Origin of the sequence: Pseudobutyrivibrio sp. (assembly GCF_017471675.1) — a bacterium.
Lineage (GTDB): Bacteria > Bacillota > Clostridia > Lachnospirales > Lachnospiraceae > Pseudobutyrivibrio.
In genome coordinates, this window is record NZ_JAFUSK010000068.1 from 22,980 (window position 1) to 45,869 (window position 22,890).

17 protein-coding genes are annotated in these 22,890 nt (G+C 39.4%); 13 read left to right on the forward strand and 4 right to left on the reverse strand.

Features of this window, described 5'->3' with window-relative positions; translation table 11 throughout:
- Positions 1 to 8: 8 nt before the first annotated feature.
- The 9 genes from IJ535_RS10950 (at position 9) to IJ535_RS10990 (ending at position 13,082) form a co-directional block, all read left to right on the forward strand.
- Positions 9 to 1,484 (forward strand): methyl-accepting chemotaxis protein, encoded by a 1,476-nt coding sequence (locus IJ535_RS10950; RefSeq protein ID WP_294302608.1) that lies wholly within the window; start codon positions 9 to 11, stop codon positions 1,482 to 1,484.
- A gap of 268 nt (positions 1,485 to 1,752) precedes the next feature.
- Complete coding sequence (locus IJ535_RS10955; RefSeq protein WP_294302611.1) at positions 1,753 to 2,946, forward strand: pyridoxal phosphate-dependent aminotransferase; 1,194 nt, start codon at positions 1,753 to 1,755, stop codon at positions 2,944 to 2,946.
- A gap of 99 nt (positions 2,947 to 3,045) precedes the next feature.
- Positions 3,046 to 6,081, forward strand: a complete 3,036-nt coding sequence (locus IJ535_RS10960; RefSeq protein ID WP_294302613.1) for an EAL domain-containing protein — start codon at positions 3,046 to 3,048, stop codon at positions 6,079 to 6,081.
- Positions 6,082 to 6,282: 201 nt separating this feature from the next.
- Positions 6,283 to 7,035: a DeoR/GlpR family DNA-binding transcription regulator gene (locus tag IJ535_RS10965; RefSeq protein ID WP_294302617.1), complete on the forward strand. Its 753-nt coding sequence runs from the start codon at positions 6,283 to 6,285 to the stop codon at positions 7,033 to 7,035.
- 18 nt (positions 7,036 to 7,053) lie between these two features.
- Positions 7,054 to 7,959 carry a 1-phosphofructokinase gene (gene pfkB, locus IJ535_RS10970; RefSeq protein ID WP_294302620.1) on the forward strand — a complete coding sequence of 302 codons (906 nt, stop codon included), beginning with the start codon at positions 7,054 to 7,056 and terminating at the stop codon, positions 7,957 to 7,959.
- Positions 7,960 to 7,970: 11 nt separating this feature from the next.
- Positions 7,971 to 9,875, forward strand: a complete 1,905-nt coding sequence (locus tag IJ535_RS10975; RefSeq protein ID WP_294302622.1) for a PTS fructose transporter subunit IIABC — start codon at positions 7,971 to 7,973, stop codon at positions 9,873 to 9,875.
- Between the two features lie 153 nt (positions 9,876 to 10,028).
- Positions 10,029 to 10,292, forward strand: a complete 264-nt coding sequence (locus tag IJ535_RS10980) for an HPr family phosphocarrier protein (protein WP_294291259.1) — start codon at positions 10,029 to 10,031, stop codon at positions 10,290 to 10,292.
- A gap of 4 nt (positions 10,293 to 10,296) precedes the next feature.
- On the forward strand, positions 10,297 to 12,000 hold the full coding sequence (ptsP, locus tag IJ535_RS10985) for a phosphoenolpyruvate--protein phosphotransferase (protein ID WP_294302629.1): 1,704 nt from the start codon (positions 10,297 to 10,299) through the stop codon (positions 11,998 to 12,000).
- Between the two features lie 110 nt (positions 12,001 to 12,110).
- Positions 12,111 to 13,082 carry a tRNA dihydrouridine synthase gene (locus IJ535_RS10990; protein WP_294302631.1) on the forward strand — a complete coding sequence of 324 codons (972 nt, stop codon included), beginning with the start codon at positions 12,111 to 12,113 and terminating at the stop codon, positions 13,080 to 13,082.
- Here IJ535_RS10990 and IJ535_RS10995 read toward each other — a convergent pair.
- Complete coding sequence (locus IJ535_RS10995) at positions 13,044 to 13,754, reverse strand: zinc metallopeptidase (protein ID WP_294302635.1); 711 nt, start codon at positions 13,752 to 13,754, stop codon at positions 13,044 to 13,046. The two genes, IJ535_RS10990 and IJ535_RS10995, sit on opposite strands and share 39 nt — an antisense overlap.
- A 313-nt stretch (positions 13,755 to 14,067) precedes the next feature.
- On the opposite strand from IJ535_RS10995, the gene IJ535_RS11000 reads away from it, so the two are divergent.
- The 4 genes from IJ535_RS11000 (at position 14,068) to IJ535_RS11015 (ending at position 19,523) form a co-directional block, all read left to right on the forward strand.
- Positions 14,068 to 14,988: an ECF transporter S component gene (locus tag IJ535_RS11000; protein ID WP_294302638.1), complete on the forward strand. Its 921-nt coding sequence runs from the start codon at positions 14,068 to 14,070 to the stop codon at positions 14,986 to 14,988.
- Between the two features lie 114 nt (positions 14,989 to 15,102).
- Positions 15,103 to 16,293 carry a bifunctional phosphopantothenoylcysteine decarboxylase/phosphopantothenate--cysteine ligase CoaBC gene (gene coaBC, locus IJ535_RS11005; RefSeq protein WP_294302644.1) on the forward strand — a complete coding sequence of 397 codons (1,191 nt, stop codon included), beginning with the start codon at positions 15,103 to 15,105 and terminating at the stop codon, positions 16,291 to 16,293.
- Positions 16,294 to 16,537: 244 nt separating this feature from the next.
- Entirely contained in the window at positions 16,538 to 18,667 is a 2,130-nt protein-coding gene (locus tag IJ535_RS11010; RefSeq protein WP_294302647.1) for a PTS transporter subunit IIABC, read from the forward strand.
- 19 nt (positions 18,668 to 18,686) lie between these two features.
- Positions 18,687 to 19,523, forward strand: coding sequence for a PRD domain-containing protein (locus IJ535_RS11015; RefSeq protein WP_294302650.1), 837 nt, complete (start codon positions 18,687 to 18,689; stop codon positions 19,521 to 19,523).
- A gap of 123 nt (positions 19,524 to 19,646) precedes the next feature.
- On the opposite strand, the gene IJ535_RS11020 is transcribed toward IJ535_RS11015, so the two are convergent.
- The 3 genes from IJ535_RS11020 to IJ535_RS11030 are packed head-to-tail and all read right to left on the reverse strand — an operon-like array spanning position 19,647 to position 22,882.
- Complete coding sequence (locus IJ535_RS11020) at positions 19,647 to 21,638, reverse strand: hypothetical protein (protein ID WP_294302653.1); 1,992 nt, start codon at positions 21,636 to 21,638, stop codon at positions 19,647 to 19,649.
- Positions 21,613 to 22,512: an ABC transporter ATP-binding protein gene (locus IJ535_RS11025; RefSeq protein WP_294295509.1), complete on the reverse strand. Its 900-nt coding sequence runs from the start codon at positions 22,510 to 22,512 to the stop codon at positions 21,613 to 21,615. The genes IJ535_RS11020 and IJ535_RS11025 overlap by 26 nt, the downstream gene beginning before the upstream one ends.
- Positions 22,499 to 22,882 (reverse strand): GntR family transcriptional regulator, encoded by a 384-nt coding sequence (locus IJ535_RS11030; protein ID WP_294302655.1) that lies wholly within the window; start codon positions 22,880 to 22,882, stop codon positions 22,499 to 22,501. The genes IJ535_RS11025 and IJ535_RS11030 overlap by 14 nt, the downstream gene beginning before the upstream one ends.
- Between the last annotated feature and the right edge of the window lie 8 nt (positions 22,883 to 22,890).

Below are 22,890 nucleotides of genomic sequence, written 5' to 3' on the forward strand. Positions count from 1 at the left end.
GGCAGAATATGAGTTTAAAAGAAAAACATATTTTTGAAAGTAACAAATTAGCCTTTTGGTTCGCGATTATTGTCCAAATATTTCAATTATTGGCAACAGTATTATATGCGGATCAAAGAGTTGGATTCGTAAACACAGCATTTATGGCTACATGCCAGGCGATTGTTTTTGCCATTAGTATATATGGGTTTGCCCGTTATAGTCACAGGACCAGGGGCAGATATATTCTGATGGGCTGCCTGGTGTGTAGCTATTTTGTTACCATGATTGGTTCTGTTCACATCACATACATGTGGGCATTTGGACCAGTAATCCTAATGAATACACTTCTGTTTACGGACACTACTGTTACCATAGTTGCTTCCATAGCAACAACGGTGATTAACATTTTGTACGTTCCATTATTCTATAAGTATTCAGTAGAAGTGGCTGATCGCCATTGGGCAGTACTTACAGATGCTATTTTTATGGTGTTAGTATCCCTTGCAAGCATTGCCTATGTAAGGCAGAATGAAAGACAAAATAAAGAGACTATAGATGAGATAGAATCTGCAGCCGAAAAGCAGCAGGAAAGTGCCAAAATTATGGCAACCACTGGCTCTCAGATAGCAGCTAAGCTAGAGGATGCTAATGATGCCATGGAATCACTGGCTGACAAGGTAAGCTCAAGTGCCGATGCGGCTGAGCAGATTAGCCAGTCTATCACAATGACAGCTGAGGCTATTCAGACTCAGACAGAGATGAATTCTAATATTACAGAATCCTTAGAGCAGATTGCCCACCAGGCTAGGGCAATGCGCAGAAATTCTGATGAAGTTACAGGAAACATTAGCGAAGGTAATGCGCTTATTGAGGAGCTGAGGGCTAAATCAGATGAAGCATCTACCATCAATGCAGAGACTGCTACCATGACAGGGGAGCTTCAGGAATCAGCTGCTACTGTCAAGGATATTGTAGGAACCATTCTTGATATTTCAGGTCAGACCAATCTGCTTGCCCTTAATGCATCTATCGAGGCAGCCAGAGCTGGTGAGGCAGGCAAGGGCTTTGCGGTTGTAGCTGATGAAATCAGGGCATTGTCTGAGCATACAAAGGAATCTGCAGAAGAGATAGCATCTACAATTGATGATTTGATTAAGCGAGTAGATACTGCATCTGCTAATATGCAAAGAAGTGTTGATTCTGCAACAGAGCAAAGCGAAATGATTGTGGAGACAGGTGAGAAGTTTGAAATCATTCTTGAAAAGATTACAGATTTAAGTAGGCGCGTTGCTGCTATATCAGATAACGTGGAAGGCTGTGTTGATGCTAATGGCAAGGTAATGGATGCCATCAGCAATCTGTCTGCCACATCAGAAGAGGTGGCTGCATCTTCTGAATCCAGCATCACTATTAGCAAGGATTGCGAGAGTGATATGGAGGTTACCAAGAATATCCTTCATGAGATTTTGCAGATTTCCAGAAAAGGAATTAAAAATATATAAAGTTTCCCGAGAATCATCCGATAACTAAGATATAAAACAAAAAGAGTTGTCCAAAGCTTTCGGAACAATTCTCCATTATCCGATTTGGCAGAGGTCTTACCGGTTGATGTGAAGTGAAGTAATCTTTAGGATGATTCGTGAAAGGAAACTAGATATGCAATTAACAGTCATTGGATAGGGGCTGCTTTCTAATTTTAAGAATTGGAAGGCAGCTCATTTTTTGCTATAATCAGTTTAATGATTTAAAGCGATAGAGAGGATGATGATTATGGTTATTTCAAAGAATATGGAAAGCCTTGTGGCTGGTAGTTCGGTAATTAGAAAGTTATTTGAGGAAGGATTGCAGATGGCTCAGGTAGTGGGCAAGGAGAATGTGTATGATTTCAGCCTGGGAAATCCTGCATCACCTGTACCAGATGAGGTTAAGGCTGCAATAAATGATGTGCTTGCAAACAACAGCGAAGCCTATGTCCACGGCTACATGAAAAACGCAGGCTTTGATGAGACTAGGGAAGCGGTGGCAAATCATCTTAATAAAAGCTTTGCCATGGACTATGATAAGGACGATATCATTATGACAGTAGGTGCAGCAGGCGCTATGAACTGCATCTTCAGGGCAATGCTAAATACAGATGATGAGGTTATTGCCTTTGCTCCATTCTTTGGAGAATATAAAAACTACGCAGCTAACTTCGGTGGAAAGCTTGTGGTAGTTCCAGCCAGTTTGCCAGATTTTGACCTTAATTTAGATGAGCTTGAAAACAAGATTACCGAGAAAACAAAATGTATCATTGTAAATAATCCTAATAATCCATCAGGTAGAATCTATCCTAAGGAAACTATTGAAAAGCTAAACGAAATAATTGTAAAGGCTGAGGAGAAGGTGGGACATCCTATTTATGTGCTTTGCGATGAGCCATACAGAGAGCTTGCCTACGATAACACTCCTGTGCCATATATTCCATCAATTATCAAAAACAGCATCTACATCTACTCCTATAGTAAGACTTTGTCTTTGCCGGGAGAGCGTATTGGATACCTGGCGTTATCTAAGGAGGCAGATGGATACAGTGAGCTTATAGGAGCTCTTGTTGTAGCAAACAGATGCTTGGGCTATGTAAATGCCCCATCCTTATTCCAGCTTGTGATAGGCAGATGCCAGGATGTGGGAGTGGATTTGGACTTCTATGATAGAAACAGAAAATTGCTTTATAACAAGCTGACAGAGCTTGGCTTTGAAGTGGTTAAGCCAGAGGGAGCCTTCTATCTACTTGTAAAATCACCATTTGAAGATGAAAATGAGTTTGTAGAGCTTGGCAAGAAACAGCATATAATCATGGTTTCTACAACTACATTCGGCTGCCCTGGTTATGTAAGAATCGCTTATTGTGTTGATTACAAAATGATAGAAAGATCAATAAGTGCATTTGAAAGATTGGCAATTGAATGCAATATTAGATAAATAGATTAAATTGGGTAGTAAGCAACATAAATATTTTAAAGTTTATTCACAATTTAATGGTAGTATAACCCTATCGAATTATGTTTAGGGGTATTACTTATGGACAAGATTGGTCAGCTTAAGAATAATCATGATGATTTAACAGGCTTGTTAGAAAAGCAAAGCTTCTATATTTGCGCTCAAGAACTGATCGATACAGCTGGTGACATCAAAGAACTTGCCTTCATTTTCTTTGATATGGATAATTTTAAGCTGTTTAATGCAAACTATGGATTTGAAAAGGGCGATGATCTACTTGTAGAAATTGCTAAGATAATACAAGAAGTATGCGAAAATCAGCTTGTCGCAAGATTTTCCGGGGACCATTTTGTTGTCTGCACTAATAAAGCTCAAATTATAAATTCTATAGCAGAAATACAGATTAGAGTTAAAAAGATACAAAAGAATATTAATTTGGAATTAAAAGCTGGTATATATGTATTGGATGGGGCTATAACAGACGCCATCAGATGTAGTGACAGGGCAAGAATGGCCTGCGCCAGCATCAAGAAAAAATACGATGTTTCTTATAAATTCTACGATGAAGAGCTGGGGGGCTCTTTAATTCGTAAGCAATATATTCTGGATAATCTGGATGAAGCGCTAGAACAGGGCTATATCAAGGTTTATTATCAACCGATAGTTCGTGCTCTAAGTGGTGAAGTGTGTGCCTGCGAGGCTTTGGTTAGGTGGATAGACCCTGTTAAGGGAATAGTATACCCAAATGAATTTATTTCTGTACTAGAGGAATATAGATTTGTTTACAAGCTTGACAGTTATGTTATTGAGCAGGTTTTCAAGGATATCGCAAGATTGCGAGATGAGGGAAAGCCATCTATTCCAATTTCTATTAATCTATCCAGGATAGATTTTGAAGCTCTTGATATTGTTCCATATATCGATGAATTAGCAGCTAAATATAACATCAATCCCAATCTGTGTCATTTTGAGATAACAGAAGGGGTTTTGATGGAAAATCCTCACTTTATACAAAAGCAAATTCGGCGCCTGAGAGATAAAGGTTATGGCGTATGGATGGATGATTTTGGAAGTGGATACTCTTCACTTAATGTTCTAAAGAATTTTGAGTTTGACCTGGTAAAAATTGACATGGAATTTTTGCGGGATTTTGACTCTTCTGATGATGGGAAAATCATAATCAAACATTTGATTTCTATGATAAAAAACTTAGGCTTTCATACTCTTGCAGAGGGTGTTGAAAGTCCAGAACAATATGAATTTCTTAAAGGTCTTGGATGTGAATTAATTCAAGGCTATCTGATAGGCCGTCCTATGCCTTTAGGTGAGGGCATGGCAATTCTAGATAGATTAGGCATAAAATACGAAAGCATCGACGATAGAGAATTTTATAACATAGTTGGAAAAATCGATTTATTAAAACAGAATCCTCTTGAAGGAGCGTGGAATTCTGTAGAGGCATATACACTTCCTTTGTCTATTGGAATTATAAAGAATGGCAAATGGAAATATATATATGCAAACGAAGGCTTCTACAGGGAAATGGCAATTCTAAAAAAGGAATCTTTGGAAGAAATGGAAGAATTGATAAATAACCCTGATTGGGGATGGCTCCAGCGGAATGCTTTTTGGGAGCTGTGTTTTTCCAGCAAAAAGAGTAATACAGTCAGGAGCATGGAATTTGTATCCCTGGGTCAAATTGTAAACATCAAAGTAAGGCATATAACCACCAATGTGCAAACAGGTGATGGGGCGTATATTACAGCCATTAGGACACTATCCAAGATAGAAAATGATAGTATCGAACATAAAATCAGTATTATTAGCAATTATTTGTTCTCAATGTTTGAATGTATCGATATATTCGAGATTAATAATCGGTTTATGGAAAATATTTTTGTGACCGATGAGCGACTGCATGTGGAAACAAAGGGAAAATTGCCTAAAGATATTATTCAGTTAATAGCAAACGAGAAAGTTCATGAAGATGATAGAGAAATATTTCTCAGTCATATGAATATAAGCGACATAAAGGAGCGACTTGAAAAAGAGAAAAATGGAATAGCAGTGAAATATCTTAGAATACTAAACAAGCATAAACAGTATGTATGGAAAGCAATAGTAGTTCGCCTGGTAAATTTTATGGAGAACGAAGTGATGCTTGTTTGTGTAAAAGAAACCACTAACGACATTTCCAAGAATATGGATGCATACCTTAGAAGCGGCGAACTTGGAGTTTTTAACAGTTTTGATTTCCAAAGTGAAAATGCAGACCAGTATGCCTTGGATAATATCCTAAAGCTTATTCCAGTTGGAGTTTTTTGGAAGGATAAAGAACGAAGATTTGTGGGAGCAAATAGAATGTTCTTAGATTATTACGGTTTTACATCGCTAGAGATGATTAAAGGCAAGACTGACGAGGATATGGGGTGGCACATTAATCCTGAGCCTTTTATGAAGGATGAGATAGACGTAATAACAGAAGGAAAAATAATAAAAAATGTAGAAGGCGAATGTATTGTAAATGGAGAAGTAAGAAAGATAGTAGCAAGTAAGCGTCCATTTATTGTGGATGGAGAAATTATCGGCCTCATTGGATTTTTTAGCGATGTGACAGAGCAATATGTGGAGAAATCAAAATTAGAAAATCTGTCTAACACAGACGAGCTTACAGGCCTGCTAAACAGGAGGGCATTTGATTCAATTATTGAAAAGTACATAAGTCAATTTGAATTGGATGAAACAGATTTTGCACTTCTTATTATTGATATTGATAAATTTAAGCAAATAAATGATATGTACGGACATGATTTTGGTGACAGGGTGTTAAAGGAATCAGCTTCGATAATAAGAAATATTACCTCAAATAGCAGTGTTGCTTTTAGAATTGGAGGGGATGAATTTGCAATACTTCATCAATACAAATCAGATGAAGAAATCAAAAGCATAATTCAAGAAATCTATATCAAATTCGTTAAAATCAATCGCATAGGAGGCATGGATATAAAGGTTAGGGCATCTGTAGGCGAAGCAGTGTATTCACTGAATAGGGAAGTGCACGCCTTATTAAATGAAGCAGATAGGAATATGTATCTAGATAAGGAGAAACATAAATAACAGATTTTGTAATCTGAGGATTAGAAATATAGGCTAAAGTAAAAACCTGTACAAAATTGTATTATTTGATTTGTTAAAATTGACCGAATTTGATTATTTGTGACTATTTATGATTGAGTTTGATTGCATGATTAAAGAAATGATGTTATTCTACTTTTAGAACAATCAAAAGTAATCGAAATTGTTCAAGGGGTGTTTGAGATGCTTACAGAAGAACGAAGGACAAGAATAGTCGAAATAGTTAATGAAAAAAAGGCGGTATCAGTTAATGAGCTTGTGGAGCTCTTAGATACATCCGCTGCCACTATCCGTAGAGATATCACTGAATTAAACAGGGCACAGCTTTTGGTTAAGGTTTTTGGTGGAGCTACTGCCAAGTCATCTTTGGATGTTAACACTAAGGAGGATGCAGTTGGACAGAAGGCTAAGAAGCATGTGGTTGAGAAGGATTTAATCAGTAGATACGCAGCCAGCCTTATTAATGATAATGATTTTGTTTATATAGATGCAGGCACTACAACACTTAGTTTGATTGATTACATAGAAAATCGAAATGCTAAATTTATTACAAATGGAGTTGTTCATGCCAAGAAGCTGATTGATAAAGGACTGGAAACAATCATGATTGGTGGACGTCTTAAAGCATCTACTGAAGCAGTTGTTGGTCCTGATTGTGTGGAATTTATCCGCAAGTATCATTTTACAAAGGCTTTTATGGGAACTAACGGAATTTCTATGGTTGCAGGCTATACTACTCCTGATGTGGATGAGGCTATGATTAAGACAGAAGCCATCAGACATGCTTACAAGTCTTACATCTTAGCAGACCATAGCAAGTTCGATCAGATTAACTCCGTTACCTTTGCGGCCATTAATGAATGTAACATCATTACAGATAAGCCTGCTGCTAAGGAATATATGAATCATACTGTTGTGAAAGTATGCGAGGAGTAATATTTAGGAGGAAAGCTAATGATTTACACAGTTACTTTTAACCCTGCAATTGATTACGTTGTGCGTATGGATGGAGATTTACTCCCAGGTATGACTAACCGTTCCTCAAGTGAAGAGTACTACTTCGGAGGAAAGGGAATCAATGTTTCAATGGTTCTTTCAGAACTAGGTTTAAAAAGTACAGCATTAGGTTTTATTGCTGGATTTACAGGTAATGCTATCAATGATGGCGTTAGGGCAGCCGGTATTGAGACAGATTTCATTGAATTAAAAGAAGGCCTTTCAAGAATCAATGTAAAGCTTAAAGGCACAGAAGAGACAGAAATAAATGCACAAGGACCTAAGATTGATGAGGATTCTCAGATAGCTCTTTACAATAAGCTTTCAAAGCTTGTGGAGGGTGATGTACTTATCCTTGCAGGTTCAATACCTAATTCACTTCCAGATGATGTTTATGAGAAAATCCTTTCTATGCTAGCTGGCAAGGGTATCGAATTCGTTGTTGATGCTACAAAGGATTTACTTACAAATGTGCTTAAGTATCATCCATTTTTAATAAAGCCAAACAATTTTGAGCTTGGCGAAATCGTTGGTAAGATTCTTACTACTGACGATGAGATTTATGAGGGAGCTAAGAAGCTTCAGGAAATGGGCGCAAGAAACGTGCTTATTTCCATGGCAGGCAACGGTGCCATGTTTGTAGATGAAAGTGGCAAGCGTTACCGCATTGGTGTTCCAAAGGGAAAGGTTAGAAATTCCGTTGGTGCAGGCGATTCCATGGTGGCAGGCTTCGTGGCAGGCTACATGAAATCAAATGATTATGAAACGGCTCTGAAAATGGGGACAGCAGCCGGTTCTGCAACAGCGTTCTCAGACGGCTTAGCAAAGGCCGCTGATATAGAAGAATTATATAAAGGTTTGTAGGAGGGAATATAATGAAAATCTCAGAGTTCATCGATCCTAGAGGGATCAAACTACAGGTTGCATTGGCTAATCAAGAAGAAGCAATCGACAAGCTTATTGCTCTTCATGATGAAGTAGGCAATCTCAAGGACGTAGCAGGATTCAAGGAGGCAATTCTTGCACGCGAGGCAAAGGGAAGCACAGCTATTGGAAACGGCATTGCTGTTCCTCATGGCAAGTCAGCTTCTGTTGCTAAGGCTGGTCTTGTAGCTATCACATGTCCTGATGGCGTTGATTACAAGGCAGTAGATGGTAAGCCATCTAACTTATTATTCATGATTGCAGCACCAGAGGGTGGCGCTGACACACATATTGAAGTATTGGCAAAGCTTATGCAGCTTCTTATGGATCCAGCATTTTGCAAGACACTTGTAGATGCTAAGTCTGTTGATGAATTTTTAAGCTTAATCGACAAGAAGGAAGCTGAAAAGGACGCAGCAAGCGGACAGGCTACAGCAGCTGCAGGCGCTAAGAAGATTGTTGCTGTTACAGCATGCCCAACAGGTATTGCTCATACATTTATGGCAGCAGAGTCTCTTGAGCAGAAGGCTAAGGAGCTTGGCATTGCATTCAGAGTAGAGAAGGACGGCTCAGGCGGAGCTAAGGATCCACTTACAGCAAAGGAAATTGAAGAGGCTGATGCAGTTATCGTTGCTGTAGATAAGAACATTGATATGGGACAGTTTGATGGCAAGAAGGTTGTACTTGCTTCTACAAAGGAAGCAATTCACGAGCCAGAGAAGCTTTTTGAAAAGGCTAAGACAGCTTCTGTATATCATCATACAGGTGCTGTTACTAAGAAGGATGACGGTGCTAACGAATCCATCGGTCGCCAGCTTTACAAGCACTTAATGAATGGTGTATCACACATGCTTCCATTCGTTATTGGTGGTGGTATCCTTATCGCTATCGCATTCTTACTTGATGATTATTCAATCGATCCTAGCAACTTTGGTATGAATACACCAGTAGCTGCATGGTTCAAGACAATCGGTGGTGCAGCATTTGGATTTATGCTTCCAATACTTGCAGGTTTCATTGCACAGTCAATCGCTGATAGACCAGGTCTTGCGGTTGGTTTCGTAGGTGGTGCTCTTGCAGCTAGTGGTGCTACATTTGCTAACCCAGGCGGAGATATCCCATCTGCATTCCTTGGCGCTTTAGTTGCTGGCTTTGCAGCTGGTTACTTTATGAAGTGGCTTGAGAAGCTTTGTGATAAGCTTCCACAGTCTCTTGAAGGCATTAAGCCTGTACTTATCTATCCACTTTGTGGTATTACAGTAATCGGTATTGTTATGTGTGCAATCAACCCAATCGTTGGTGCACTTAACGCTTGGATCTCTGGTGTACTTTCTGGCATGGGAACAACATCACTTGTACCTCTTGGAATTATCCTTGGTGCAATGATGGCAACAGATATGGGTGGTCCACTTAACAAGGCAGCATACGTATTTGGTACTGCAGCTCTTGCAGAGCAGAACGAAGTAGGCTGGATGATTATGGCAGCAGTTATGGTTGGTGGTATGGTTCCTCCAATCGCTATCGCGCTTGCAACACTTATCTTCCCTAAGAAGTTTACAGTTGCTGAGAGAAAGGCTGGTCCAGTTAACTTTATCATGGGCTTCTGCTTCATTACAGAGGGTGCTATCCCTTATGCAGCAGCAGATCCACTTCATGTAATCCCATCACTTATGGTAGGCTCTGGTGTAGCTGGTGCTCTTTCAATGGCATTCAAGTGTACACTTATGGCTCCACACGGTGGAATTTTCGTATTCCCTGTAGTTGGTAACTGGGCACTTTACCTTGTGGCACTTGCTATTGGTTCAGTAGTTAGCTGCTTACTTTTAGGCATACTTAAGAAAACAGTGGAAGATTAATTAAAAATATTATATAATTACCATTCCGAGAGTTTTCCTCTCGGAATGGGTTTTTATGTTTTTGTACTCTGTAGACCCTGGGAAGCTACAGAGTATAGAGATATAAAAGACTAATAATATTTGACAGATTGTTGAAACGAAAGGAGTTATATTATGGTTTCAAAGATAGTTAAAGTTACAAATGAGCAGGGTATGCACATGCGTCCAGCTACAGTTTTTTCAGCTGCAGTTACACCATTTGATTCAGAGGTAAAGATTAAGTTTAATGGTAACGAGTATGATGGTAAGAGCGTTATGATGCTTATGGCAGCTTGCATTAAGTGTGGCGCTGAAATCGAAATCGTTTGCAATGGTGCTGATGAAGAGGCTGCACTTGCAAAGGCTGTTGAACTTGTTGAGAGTGGATTAGGAGACTAAAAATATGTACAAAGGCATAGAAGCATCTAGGGGAATTGGAATAGGAAGTATCTGCCTTATCGTAGAGCACGATCTTTCATTTGAGTCAAAGCATATTGACGACACAGAAGCTGAAAAGGCTAGATTTAATTCAGCAATTGATACATTTAAATCCGAGACAGCTGCTATGGCTGAAAATATCAGAAAGAACATCGGTCCTAAGGAAGCTGAAATCATGGAAGGCCATCTTGCAATGATTGCTGACCCTACTATGGCAGGGGAAATGACTAAGATGATTGAGGCAGGCCAGTGCGCAGAGGCAGCCGTTACTGCTGTTTGCGATATGTTCATCGGAATGTTTTCTAAGATGGAGGATGATATGATGCGTCAGCGTGCATCTGATATCTCCGATATCAAAATCAGCTTACTCAAGCTTTTACTTGGCATTGAGGATGTTGATATCAGCAAGGTTGCACCTGGAACTGTTTTAGTTGCACATGACCTTACACCATCTATGACTTCACAGATTGTAAAGGACAATGTTGTAGGTATCATTACAGAGGTAGGTGGTAAGACATCTCACTCTGCAATCTTAGCACGTGCACTTGAGATTCCAGCGGTTCTTTCAGTACCTAACATTACAGAGCTTGTTCACGATAAGGATACAGCTATTGTTGATGGTACAGAGGGTGATGTTTACATCAATCCTGATGGAGAGGTTATCTCTCAGTATGTTATCAAGCGTGAGGAGTTCGTTAAGGCTCAGGCTGAGCTTAAGAACTTCCTTGGTAAGAAGACAGTTACAGCTGATGGTACAGAGGTAGAGCTTTTCTGTAACATCGGTACACCTAAGGATGCCAGAAAGGCTGTTGAATGTGACGGCGAAGGCATCGGATTATTCCGTTCAGAGTTCTTGTTTATGGATAGACCACATCTTCCAACAGAGGATGAGCAGTTCGAAGCTTACAAGGAAGCTGTTGAGACAATGAAGGGTAAGACAGTAATCATTCGTACACTTGATATCGGTGGCGATAAGGACATCCCTTACCTTGGTCTTGAGAAGGAAGAGAATCCATTCTTAGGATATAGAGCAGTTAGATATTGCTTAAGCAATTCTGATACATATAAGATGCAGCTTAGAGGAATCTTAAGAGCCAGTGCATTTGGTAAGGTTAAGATTATGATTCCTCTCGTTACATGCGTAGAAGAGGTACGCGCTGTAAAGGCATTAGTTGAGGAATGCAAGAATGAGCTTAAGGCAGAAGGCGTAGCCTTCGATGAAAATATTGAGGTTGGTTGCATGGTTGAGACTGCAGCAGCATCTCTTATCGCAGATATGCTTGCTAAGGAAGCTGATTTCTTCTCAATCGGAACTAACGATTTAACACAGTACACAATGAGCGTTGATAGAGGAAATGCTAATGTTGCTTACCTTTACTCAGCATTCCAGCCAGCAGTTCTTCGTTCAATCAAGAACATCATCGAAGCTGGTAACAAGGCTGGTATCACAGTTGGTATGTGTGGTGAGGCAGCAGCAGATCCACTTATGATTCCATTGTTGATTTCTTTCGGTCTTAACGAGTACAGTGTTAACCCAGTGCTTGTGCTTACAGCACGTTCAATCATTTCTAAGTGGTCTAAGGAAGAGGCTGATGCTCTTGCAGCAAAGGTACTTAGCCTTACTACAGAAAAGGAAATCGTTGAGCTTCTTAAAGCAGAGGCAAAATAAATATATTGTGATTTGTCATTTTTATGGGACTGCCAGTTGTTGCAGTCCCTATTTTTAATGGTATAATATCCATATTACGGAGGGATATTACACCAAGGAGTAAAGCATTAATGAATAAAATTTACTTAGCGCCACTTGAGGGCGTGACTGATAGCATATATAGAAATACATTTGAAAGATATTATGGGGGCGTGGATAAATATTTCACGCCCTTTATTTCGCCAAACTCTACTTTCAAATTTACAACTAGAGAGTTTAAGGATATTGACCCTGAAAAGAATGATATAAATAAAACAGTGCCACAGATTCTTACTAATAACAGTGAACATTTTCTTTGGGCGGTGAAGGAAATTGCAGCTCTAGGATTTAAAGAGATAAACTTCAATCTAGGTTGCCCTAGTGGAACTGTTGTTGCAAAGAAAAAGGGTTCAGGGCTACTGTATTATCCAGAGGATTTAGATAAGCTATTATACGAAGTTTTTGAAGGACTTCCTACAGGTGTAGATATTTCAATCAAGACAAGATTAGGGAAAAATGAGCCTGAAGAATTTTATGAGATATTAGGCATTTATAATAAATATCCGGTAAGCGAGCTTACAATTCATCCAAGGATACAAAGTGATTTTTACAAGGAACCTATAAGGCCTGATTTTTTTGAGTATGCTGTAAATCACAGTAAGGCGCCTTTAGTATTCAACGGAGATATTACTAGTATCGAAGGCATTAGTGATACATTTCATAAATATGATAATATAGCAGCAGTGATGCTAGGTCGTGGCCTGATTGCAAATCCTGGATTGGCATATGGATACAAAAAAGGCCTAGCCGATGCTGACATCAAACTAGACCTTGTATTATTTAAAAAGTTCCACGACGATTTGCTTAATCAATACACTGAAGTACTTTCAGGTGAAAAACCTGTGCTCCATCGTATGAAGGAATTCCTAAGCTTCTGGCAGGGCAATTTCCCTAATGAGGAAAAGCTTATCAAAAAGCTAAGAAAAGCAAATCGTATTATTGAATATTGCGATTACATGAATCAGTTAATCTCTTCTGCGACTACCGCTGACAATCATAACTAAACGAAGTAACTGTAAGATTGTTGCAAACAATGCTGCTACATAGGTAAGGGCTGCGGCCTTTAATACCTTTGTTGCACCTGCATGCTCATCTCCCTCAAGTATATGGTCCTGGTCAAGGATTCTAAGGGCTCTTGCACTAGCATCAAACTCTACAGGAAGAGTAATAAGCTGGAAGGCAACAACAAATGTAAACAGGAACACACCAGCCTCTGCGAGGGGAGTGTATCTAATTAAAAGACCAATAAGAATCACTGGCCATGAAATCCATGAACCAATATTTGCAAGTGGCACAGAAGCTGAGCGAAGCTTAAGTGGTGCATAACCCTGCTGATGTTGGATAGCGTGTCCACATTCATGAGCTGCAACGCCAAGAGCTGCTACACTTGTCTGTCCATATACTGCATCTGAAAGACGAAGCACCTTTTCATTAGGTGAATAATGGTCTGTTAAGTTTCCTCTGATTCTTTCTATTCTAACATCATATATACCAGCAGCATGAAGAATATGCTCTGCCACCTGGTTAGATGTGAGGCCTCTATAATTCCTTATCTTGCTATATTTGTTATAAGTACGTTGTACATTCATGGAAGCAATTCCACTGATAAGTGCACCGATGAGTACTAATATTATTGTTGGGTCATATCCAAATCCATATCCATATCCATAGTACATATATTTATCCTCCTCTTGCTTTCTTTTATTTTAGTATAGTATTTGTATCAAGGTTTTACTAATAAAAAATTATTAAATGTTTATAAAGAGATGTTTAACATACTGGTCTAAGGCGATTTATATTGCCATCCGATAAATAAGATGATAGAATGATATGGCTGTTATATGTAGGTAATTTAAGCTTTAGCTTGAATTGCCTGCCAGAAAACTGCTTATTGCCGAAGGCAATCTTAAATGCAGTTCTTCATTGCGCTTACGCATAGTGTACTAGGAGGAGACCAGTTAATAGGCTTCTACCAAAAGGAGGAAATTTATGCAAAGCAACAATTCTAAGACCTATGAGCTTGTGCTCACAGCGTTATTCGTAGCCATTATTGTAGTAATGGCATCAACACCACTCGGATTTATTCCACTTGTAGTTATTAATGCAACCACACTTCATATTCCAGTTATCATTGGTTCATTATTCTTAGGACCAAAGAAGGGCGGATTCCTTGGAGGTGTGTTTGGACTTACCAGCTTAATTAAGAGCTCACTTGGAGCAGCATCACTTTCAGCATTCGTATTCTCACCAGTCGCTGCACTTTCAATGCTTCCACACGATACAGTAGGAGCAGCTGTTTTACTAGTTTTAAAGAGCACATTCATCGCTGTTGTACCTAGAATTCTTATCGGTGTAGTACCTTATTTCGTATATGTTGGTATTAAGAAGGCAATCGGTTCTGACAAGAAGCTTGTTTACGGTTCAGTTATCAATGCAGTAATTTCATTCATCCTTGGCTTTGGTGTATTCGCATTCTTTAATAGAATGATTGCACAGGAAGTACTTGGCATGTCTGTTACAGTTGCAAGAGTAATCGGAATCATCGTAGGCATTGCAGCTTTTGCAGGCATTGAATATCTTTTCATGAACAAGGATGCTAAGGCACTTGGCTTTATCACAGCAGGTATTGCTGGAGCCATGACTAACACACTTCTTGTTATGGGAAGCATTTATGTATTCTATAAATATCCATACGCCGAGGCAGTTGGGGTAGACCCAGATGCACTTATGGCAATGATTGGCGGCGTTATCAGCTTCAACGGTGTTATCGAAGCTATTGTTGGTGCAGTTATTGTATACCTAGTAGGTATCGTGCTTGATAAGATTAAGCCAGCAGGTGTATATGCCGGCAAGGATGCTAAGATTAAAGCAGTATCATCTGGGGCAAAAGAAAGCCAGATGGCACAGTAGAGAATAAAGTTAAGAATTCTTGCGGGCAAGTAGATGAAAAAGCCCGCAAGAACATGTAAAATGGTAAGCGTAGCAAACAGCAATATTAGTTTTAGATAAAACTCGGAGGTAATTATGTTAAAAGGTAAATGTGTAGTACTAGGAGTAACGGGCTCCATAGCTGCTTATAAGATTGCAAATCTTGCATCTGCACTTGTCAAATTGCACGCAGATGTTAATGTCATTATGACTAAGAATGCAACCAATTTCATTAACCCTATTACCTTTGAGACACTTACTTCAAATAAATGTCTTGTAGATACTTTTGATAGGAACTTTCAGTTCAATGTAGAGCATGTGGCTCTTGCAAAAAGGGCAGATATATTTATGGTGGCGCCAGCCAGCGCTAATGTAATCGGAAAGATAGCAGGGGGCATAGCAGATGATATGCTAACTACCACTATCATGGCTGCTAAATGCAAGAAGCTCATTAGCCCTGCAATGAATACAAACATGTTTGAAAATCCTATTGTTCAGGACAATCTTGAAAAACTTCGTAAATACGGATATGAGATAATAGATCCTGCTAGCGGGTATCTTGCTTGCGGGGATACAGGAGCGGGGAAAATGCCTGAACCAGATGTACTGCTTCAGTACATCCTAAGAGAGCTTGCCCATGAGCATGACCTTTCAGGTAAAAGAGTAATGATTACAGCAGGTCCTACTGAGGAGGCTATTGATCCTGTTCGCTATATTACAAACCATAGCACCGGTAAGATGGGATATGCCATTGCCAAGGCTGCTATGGAAAGAGGGGCAGATGTTACATTAGTAACTGGTCCAGTGGCATTAGAGCCACCTATGTTTGTAGATGTAGTAAATGTAAGAAGTGCTGCTGAGATGGCAGATGCTGTAAAGATGAGAGCCAGCGATTGCGACATAATTATTAAGAGTGCAGCAGTTGCAGATTACAGACCAATTAATGTAGCAGCAGAGAAGATTAAGAAGAAGGATGGTGAAGGCTCTACTATTGAGCTTGAGCGTACAGAAGATATTTTATCTTACCTTGGGGCACACAAGAAGGACAATCAGTTTATCTGTGGATTCTCTATGGAAACGGAAAATATGCTAGAGAATTCTAAGAAGAAGCTGAAGAAGAAAAATGTAGATATGATTGTAGCTAACAACCTTCGTACAGAGGGGGCAGGTTTTGGCACAGACACCAATGTAGTGACTATTATTATGGCTGATGAAACCTGGCAGCTTCCAATTATGTCTAAAGAAGAGGTGGCAAACGCCATTTTTGATACCATACTTGGTAAATAGTGTAGATTAAAAAGCAGTTATCACAAAAGTGATAGCTGCTTTTTGGCTATTCTGCTTAAACGATTAAGTATTGACAATCCCTATATAATCATGGTAAATTGTCCAAGTAAAATTAAAATTTTGTGAAGTATGTAACTTTAAGTAGGCATAAACGACACAAGGCGCTAGAGGCGTTTTCTGTTTTTGTGCCTATTTTTTTATTGCCAAAAACTCGCCTCAAAAAATATTATAGGAGGTCTTTATCGTGAAAGACAAAATTTTTGCAGTTTTACAACGCGTTGGACGTTCATTCATGCTTCCAATCGCAATTCTTCCAGTAGCAGGTTTGCTTCTTGGAATCGGTGGTTCATTCACAAACTCAACAATGCTTGAGACATACCACCTTACATCAGTGTTAGGTCCTGGTACAGTAGGTAACGCTATTCTTACTGTTATGAACGACGCTGGTAACATTGTATTTGGCAACTTGCCAATCATCTTTGCAATCGGTGTAGCAATCGGTATGGCAAAGAAGGAAAAGGAAGTAGCAGCTCTTGCAGCAGCTATCGCATTCCTTATCATGCACGCTTCAATTGGCGCTATGATTACAATCAATGGCGGCGTTGAAAAGATGCTTGACGGTGCAACAACATCAGTATGTGGTATCACTTCACTCCAGATGGGTGTATTCGGTGGTATGATTGTTGGTCTTGGTGTTGCATCACTTCACAACAGGTTTTATAAGATTCAGCTTCCACAGGTATTATCATTCTTCGGTGGTACAAGATTCGTTCCTATCATCTCAGGTTTGGTATACACAGCAGTTGGTATTCTTATGTTCTTTGTATGGCCTTTCGTACAGCAGGGAATTTATGCTGTAGGTGATGTTGTACAGGCTTCTGGTTACGCTGGAACATGGGTATACGGTTTGATGGAAAGACTTCTCATTCCATTTGGTCTTCATCACGTATTCTACCTTCCATTCTGGCAGACATCTGTTGGTGGTACTTTTGAAGTTGCTGGTCAGATGGTAGAAGGTGCACAGAACGCTTTCTTCGCAGAGCTTGGTGCACAGAACACAATTACTCACTTTAATGTAGCAGCTACAAGATTCATGTCTGGTAAGTTCCCACTCATGATCTTCGGTCTTCCTGGAGCAGCACTTGCTATGTACAGATGCGCTCTTCCAGAGAAGAGAAAGGAAGTTGGTGGTCTTCTTCTTTCAGCAGCCCTTACTTCAATGCTTACAGGTATTACTGAGCCAATCGAGTTTACATTCTTATTTGTAGCTCCAGCTCTTTATGGTATCCACTGTGTATTCGCAGGTTTAGCTTACATGTTAATGCACATTTGTGGTGTTGGTGTTGGTATGACATTCTCAGGTGGTCTTATCGACTTAACACTTTTCGGTATTCTTCCAGGTAACAAGATGACTAGCTGGGTATGGGTACCTATCGTTGGTATTGGTTATTTCGTAGTTTACTACTTCTTATTTAGCTTCCTTATCAAGAAGTTCGACCTTAAAACCCCTGGTCGTGACGCTGATGAAGAGGTAAAGCTTTACAGACGTTCTGATTACAACGCAAAGAAGGAGTCTATGGGTGATGAGACTTCTATGAAGATTACACAGGGCCTTGGCGGAAAAGCTAACATCTCTGATGTAGATTGCTGTGCTACAAGACTTCGTTGTACAGTACACAACTCTGACCTTGTAAACGACGGACTTCTTAAGGCAACAGGCGCTTCAGGTGTTGTTCACAAGGGTAACGGTGTTCAGATTATTTATGGACCACACGTTACAGTTATTAAATCAAACCTCGAGGATTACCTTGAGACAGCTCCAAACGAGCTTTATACTGCAGACGCAGTTGATGCTACTCCTGCAGCAGAGGCTGAGAAGCCAGCAGATGCGGCTCCTAAAAAGGTAGTTAAGACTGTTACAATATACAGCCCTGCAGATGGTAAGGCTGACGATTTATCTACTACTCCAGATGAAGCTTTCGCAAGCGGAATGATGGGTAGTGGTGCAGTAGTTACACCAGAATCAGACACAATATGTGCACCATTTGATGGTACAATAGGTTTTATCTTCGATACTAAGCATGCAATTGGATTTATGGGCGATGAAGGTCTCAACCTTTTAGTTCATGTTGGTATTGATACAGTTAAGCTTGGCGGCCAGGGCTTTGAAGTATTAGTTTCAGCTGGTCAGAAGGTTAAGAAGGGTGATCCACTTCTTAAGATTGACCTTGATTACTTAAAGGCTAATGCTCCTTCAATCGCAACACCCGTACTTTGTACAGATGTTGATGAAGACAAGATTGATGTTCGTCTTGTTAAGTCTGGCGAAGTTAAGGCAGGCGAGCCATTATTTGAAGTTGATTTCTTTGAATAAGAAATTATAAAATAGGACTATGTATAAGGTAAAAAAAGTATTAAATCATAATTCGGTCATAGCCGTAGAGACAAATGAATTAGTGGAATACCTGATTATGGGCAAGGGAGTAGGCTTCGGAATGAAGCCTACTCAAGAGCTTAAATTAGGTGATGACTGCAAGGTCTTTTCATTAGCAGAGACTTCGGAGCGTGGCGATGTTAAGGACATTGTTAAGCACGTGGATCCTGTCTATTTGGAAATGGCTGAGGCAGTTTTACAACACGCTGAAGAATATTTTGATAGTGTAGATCACAATATTTTATTCCCAATGGCAGACCACTTAGAGTACGCTGCAAAACGAATCCAAAGCAACGACCAAATCATAAACCCTCTTCTTAATGATATAAAGCTGCTTTTCTACAATGAATATAAGGCAGCGGAGATTGTAAAGGATTTGTTTAAAGACAACCTTGGTCTTGATATGATGGATGATGAAATTGGCTATGTTGCTATGCATATACATTCCGCCACTTCCCAGGATAAGCTTTCTCAAACACTTGAGACTGCTCATGCGGTTCGTAATTGCATTACCAAGATAGAAGATATCACAGGACGCACTATCCCAACTGATTCATTTTCTTATAATCGAATGATGAATCACATTAGATACATGGTCGCACGTATACAAAAGCACGAGGCCTTAAAAATAGATATGAACGATTACGTATCAACTACCTTTCCTGAATCTTTTAAGATTGCAGCTGAAATATGCCACGAACTTAGTAAAAGTCTGGGCTCCCCTACAGATGAGCTGGAGATTGGATATTTAGCAATGCACATCGAAAGGGTTAAGGCTGATGTGTTAGATTCATAAGTGTAAAATAGCCACTTAGTTGTTAGAAACTAAGTGGCTATTTCTTTTTGTTTGGCTTAAGGATGAGAGGTCCTTAAGCCTGTTAGAGAATTATATCAATATAGAGAATTAAGAAATAAGCAATTATTCATAGATGGCATCTTCTGATTCATCGTAGCCCATTACTTTGTTGTATTCATAATTAGTAACAAGCTCAGAATCTTCTGTGTAGAAGCCTTCATCTTTTAGAGCCTTAAGTGTGTGCTTACATTCTGTAGTAAGCTGAGCATATATATCTTGCTGGTATGAAGGCTCTTCATTTTCATTCTGCCAATCCCAGTATGCTTGCTCATCTGAAAAATATGGAGTATTGTCGCTTTCAATAGTAAAGCTAAAGTCGTTAAATAACTGAATTTTTTGTAACTCCTTGTTATTGTATGTATCACCAAAAGTGGTAGTAAATATGTTTCCATCATCGATGTCTTTAAGGAAAGCAGCGTAAATGCGATTGTACTTTTCAATCTGCTCAGTTTCCTTTAAATCATCGAAGTTAGCAAAGTTAGCGAAATAATCGTTGTCTTTCTCGCTGTAGATGTACTGGCTAAACTGAAGTGAGGTAACATTGCAATCATCCCATATATTTCCTATTACATGTTCTTTGATACGAGTAGGATTGTTGAGATAATCAACTATCGGCTCACATGCTGCCAGATAAGTAGCAGATACCTTGTCTGAATTAGTGTCTACAACAGAATATGTTCTACTAACTAATTTGCCATTCTTAAGCTTGTATTTGATTGTGAAGATAGAACCATCTACATCATCGAATAGTCTGTTTACATCCCGAAGCTCCTTTTTATCAGCAAGGAAGTTAGAATGAAGCTCTCTAACTGAGTTAATATCCTCTGGTTTTGAAAATACCATGGTGTAGTCGCTTGATATACCAACCCATGCAATGTCATCTGCAGCAGGGACCTTGTCTTCTACCTTAAATACATCAAATCTCATACACAAAAGCACGGCAAAGGTTGCAAGGCTGTAACCAATCAAAAATCCAAATTTCTTAGATGAAAATACCCTGAAGGTCTTTTCTATTAGCATCTGGGTAGCGTAGAAAATGATGCAACCAATAATAAGTGTAGATACAATGGCAATAGCGTATCTGGTGTTGTAATACTGAAGCTTTAGTGCATCAATCATGCCTGCTACTAAGGCTCCAGCAACCATTGAAATGAAGAATGACATTCCAATAGTAAATACTGGCTTAAGGAATGGCACAGCAATGAAATCCTGAACAGTCTCAAGCTTTTTGTGAGTATAAAGTATATAGGAAATAGTTATAAAAATCACTGCCACAATAGCGTATATAATTAAATACTTCATGCCAGGTAATGTGTAGGTAAAGCTTTTAACATTACCCATCGAATCGTAAGATTCTAAAACATTAACCAAGCAATTCTCTCCTATAAAACAAACAGGTGTGAAAGGGGTGTAGGCTATGGTGCTCATGGCATCAGACATACCAAACATCAATATGCCGGCAGCAATCTTAAATGCAAACTCCATCATTAAGAATAGATAGTTGAATATAAGATAGAACACGATACTGGTAACAATCTGACCTGAGGCCATTAGTGAAAACATGGCAATGCCAATAAATAATAAGGTGGAAACACATACTGTTAAAGCCCAGAACCATATAGCATCAAAGGCATAGGCCTTTTCTACAGCTGCTACTATAGAAGTAATACATGCAATAAGTATAACTGGAACAATTGTAACAGTAATGCTTGAAATCACGCCTGTGAAATAAAGACTTTTTCTGCTAACAGGAAAAGAGTGCATCATATAATTGTCTCGCTTGAAGAATAAATACCAGAAGGTAATTGCCGTAACAATAATGGCAATGGTAATTCCCCACATACTAGTTGGTATGTAAGCTATATGATTGAGTAAGACTAAAGTCTTGGTATACCCTTTACCATAAATATCCTGATCGAAAGAAGCCAAATCCATAATTAACATGATAGGTATTAATATCAAAAGGATAATGAAATATAACAGCCCAACTATCCATGTCCTGCTTATATTTTTCTTAAACAAAGCTAGATTAAAAAATGATGTCTTTGACTGCATAGTTCTCACCTCCTAGCTCATAAATAAATATTTCTTCCAGGGTAAGTGGCAACACATCCATAAGAAGAGGATTAAGAGCGCTGATAGTTTGCTCAGCTACCCTTGGCTCGCCCTTAACTATTAGGGTGTGAACCCTACCTGTTGTAATTTTTTTAAGCACCTGAACCTCAGGTGGAAGGGAAGGCATATCACCTTCGAAAGCAAGCTGAATCTTAGTGATAGATGTCTGCAATTCATCAAGAGAACGTTCTATTAAAAGCTTGCCGTGATTCATAATGCCCACATGGTCGCATACATCCTCCAGCTCTCTAAGGTTGTGGGAGCTGACAAGCACTGTAAGACCATGCTCGGCCACATCGGACATGATAAGGCTCCAAATCTGACGGCGCATAACAGGGTCAAGTCCGTCAACAGGCTCATCTAAAATCATAAGCTCAGGACGGGCAGCGATAGATAGCATGAAAGCTACCTGCTTTTGCATACCCTTTGAAAGGCTTCTAACCATCTTCTTAGGATTGATTTCCGGGAAGCAAGCCAGAATCTTTTTAAACAATGCTTCATCAAACTTAGGATACATGCTTTTGTAGAATTTCATCATATCCATAGTATTTGCCTGGGTGAAAAAGAATATTTCATCAGGAATAACTGTGAAGCGCTGTTTCAGCTTTTCATTCTCATAGACAGGTTGTCCATCAATAGTGACAGTGCCTTCATCTTGTTTGTAGACACCAGATAAGTGTCTTATTATAGTAGATTTACCTGCACCGTTAGGACCGACCAGACCATAGATAGCGCCGCGCTCAACATGCATATTCAATCCATCAAGCGCAACAAAATCACCAAATCGCTTAGTGACGTTATTAACTTCTATCATCCTTTGCCCCTCCCTTCGCAAGTTCTTCAATTCGTTTAATGAGGACATCCTTATCCTCGCACAGATACAGAAGTTCTTTTACAATTTCATCGAATTCTTTCATCAATTCATCGCTCCTTACTGAGGCAACGAAGCCGCGTTCAGCTGCATAGCTGCCCTTTCCTGCAATCGTGTAAATGTAACCTTCTTGTTCTAACTCCCTATAAGCTTTTTGGATAGTGTTAGGATTGATTGATAAGCTTGTAGCAAGCTCCCTTACACTAGGAAGCTTTTCATCCTTCTTAACAGCGCCGGTAACAACCAGACGTCTAAGACCATCCTTAATCTGCTCATATATAGGTTTAGAATCTCTGTAATTCAATTGGATCATCTAATACC

Excerpts from the sequence above, each read along its gene's own strand:
- IJ535_RS10965 (WP_294302617.1), top strand. The coding sequence starts at position 6,283 with ATGCTTACAGAAGAACGAAGGACAAGAATAGTCGAAATAGTTAATGAA.
- IJ535_RS10955 (WP_294302611.1), top strand. The coding sequence starts at position 1,753 with ATGGTTATTTCAAAGAATATGGAAAGCCTTGTGGCTGGTAGTTCGGTA.
- IJ535_RS11025 (WP_294295509.1), bottom strand. The coding sequence starts at position 22,512 with ATGATAGAAGTTAATAACGTCACTAAGCGATTTGGTGATTTTGTTGCG.
- IJ535_RS11000 (WP_294302638.1), top strand. The coding sequence starts at position 14,068 with ATGCAAAGCAACAATTCTAAGACCTATGAGCTTGTGCTCACAGCGTTA.
- IJ535_RS10975 (WP_294302622.1), top strand. The coding sequence starts at position 7,971 with ATGAAAATCTCAGAGTTCATCGATCCTAGAGGGATCAAACTACAGGTT.
- IJ535_RS10990 (WP_294302631.1), top strand. The coding sequence starts at position 12,111 with ATGAATAAAATTTACTTAGCGCCACTTGAGGGCGTGACTGATAGCATA.
- ptsP (WP_294302629.1), top strand. The coding sequence starts at position 10,297 with ATGTACAAAGGCATAGAAGCATCTAGGGGAATTGGAATAGGAAGTATC.
- IJ535_RS11015 (WP_294302650.1), top strand. The coding sequence starts at position 18,687 with ATGTATAAGGTAAAAAAAGTATTAAATCATAATTCGGTCATAGCCGTA.
- pfkB (WP_294302620.1), top strand. The coding sequence starts at position 7,054 with ATGATTTACACAGTTACTTTTAACCCTGCAATTGATTACGTTGTGCGT.
- IJ535_RS10960 (WP_294302613.1), top strand. The coding sequence starts at position 3,046 with ATGGACAAGATTGGTCAGCTTAAGAATAATCATGATGATTTAACAGGC.
- IJ535_RS11030 (WP_294302655.1), bottom strand. The coding sequence starts at position 22,882 with ATGATCCAATTGAATTACAGAGATTCTAAACCTATATATGAGCAGATT.
- coaBC (WP_294302644.1), top strand. The coding sequence starts at position 15,103 with ATGTTAAAAGGTAAATGTGTAGTACTAGGAGTAACGGGCTCCATAGCT.
- IJ535_RS10995 (WP_294302635.1), bottom strand. The coding sequence starts at position 13,754 with ATGTACTATGGATATGGATATGGATTTGGATATGACCCAACAATAATA.
- IJ535_RS11020 (WP_294302653.1), bottom strand. The coding sequence starts at position 21,638 with ATGCAGTCAAAGACATCATTTTTTAATCTAGCTTTGTTTAAGAAAAAT.
- IJ535_RS10980 (WP_294291259.1), top strand. The coding sequence starts at position 10,029 with ATGGTTTCAAAGATAGTTAAAGTTACAAATGAGCAGGGTATGCACATG.
- IJ535_RS10950 (WP_294302608.1), top strand. The coding sequence starts at position 9 with ATGAGTTTAAAAGAAAAACATATTTTTGAAAGTAACAAATTAGCCTTT.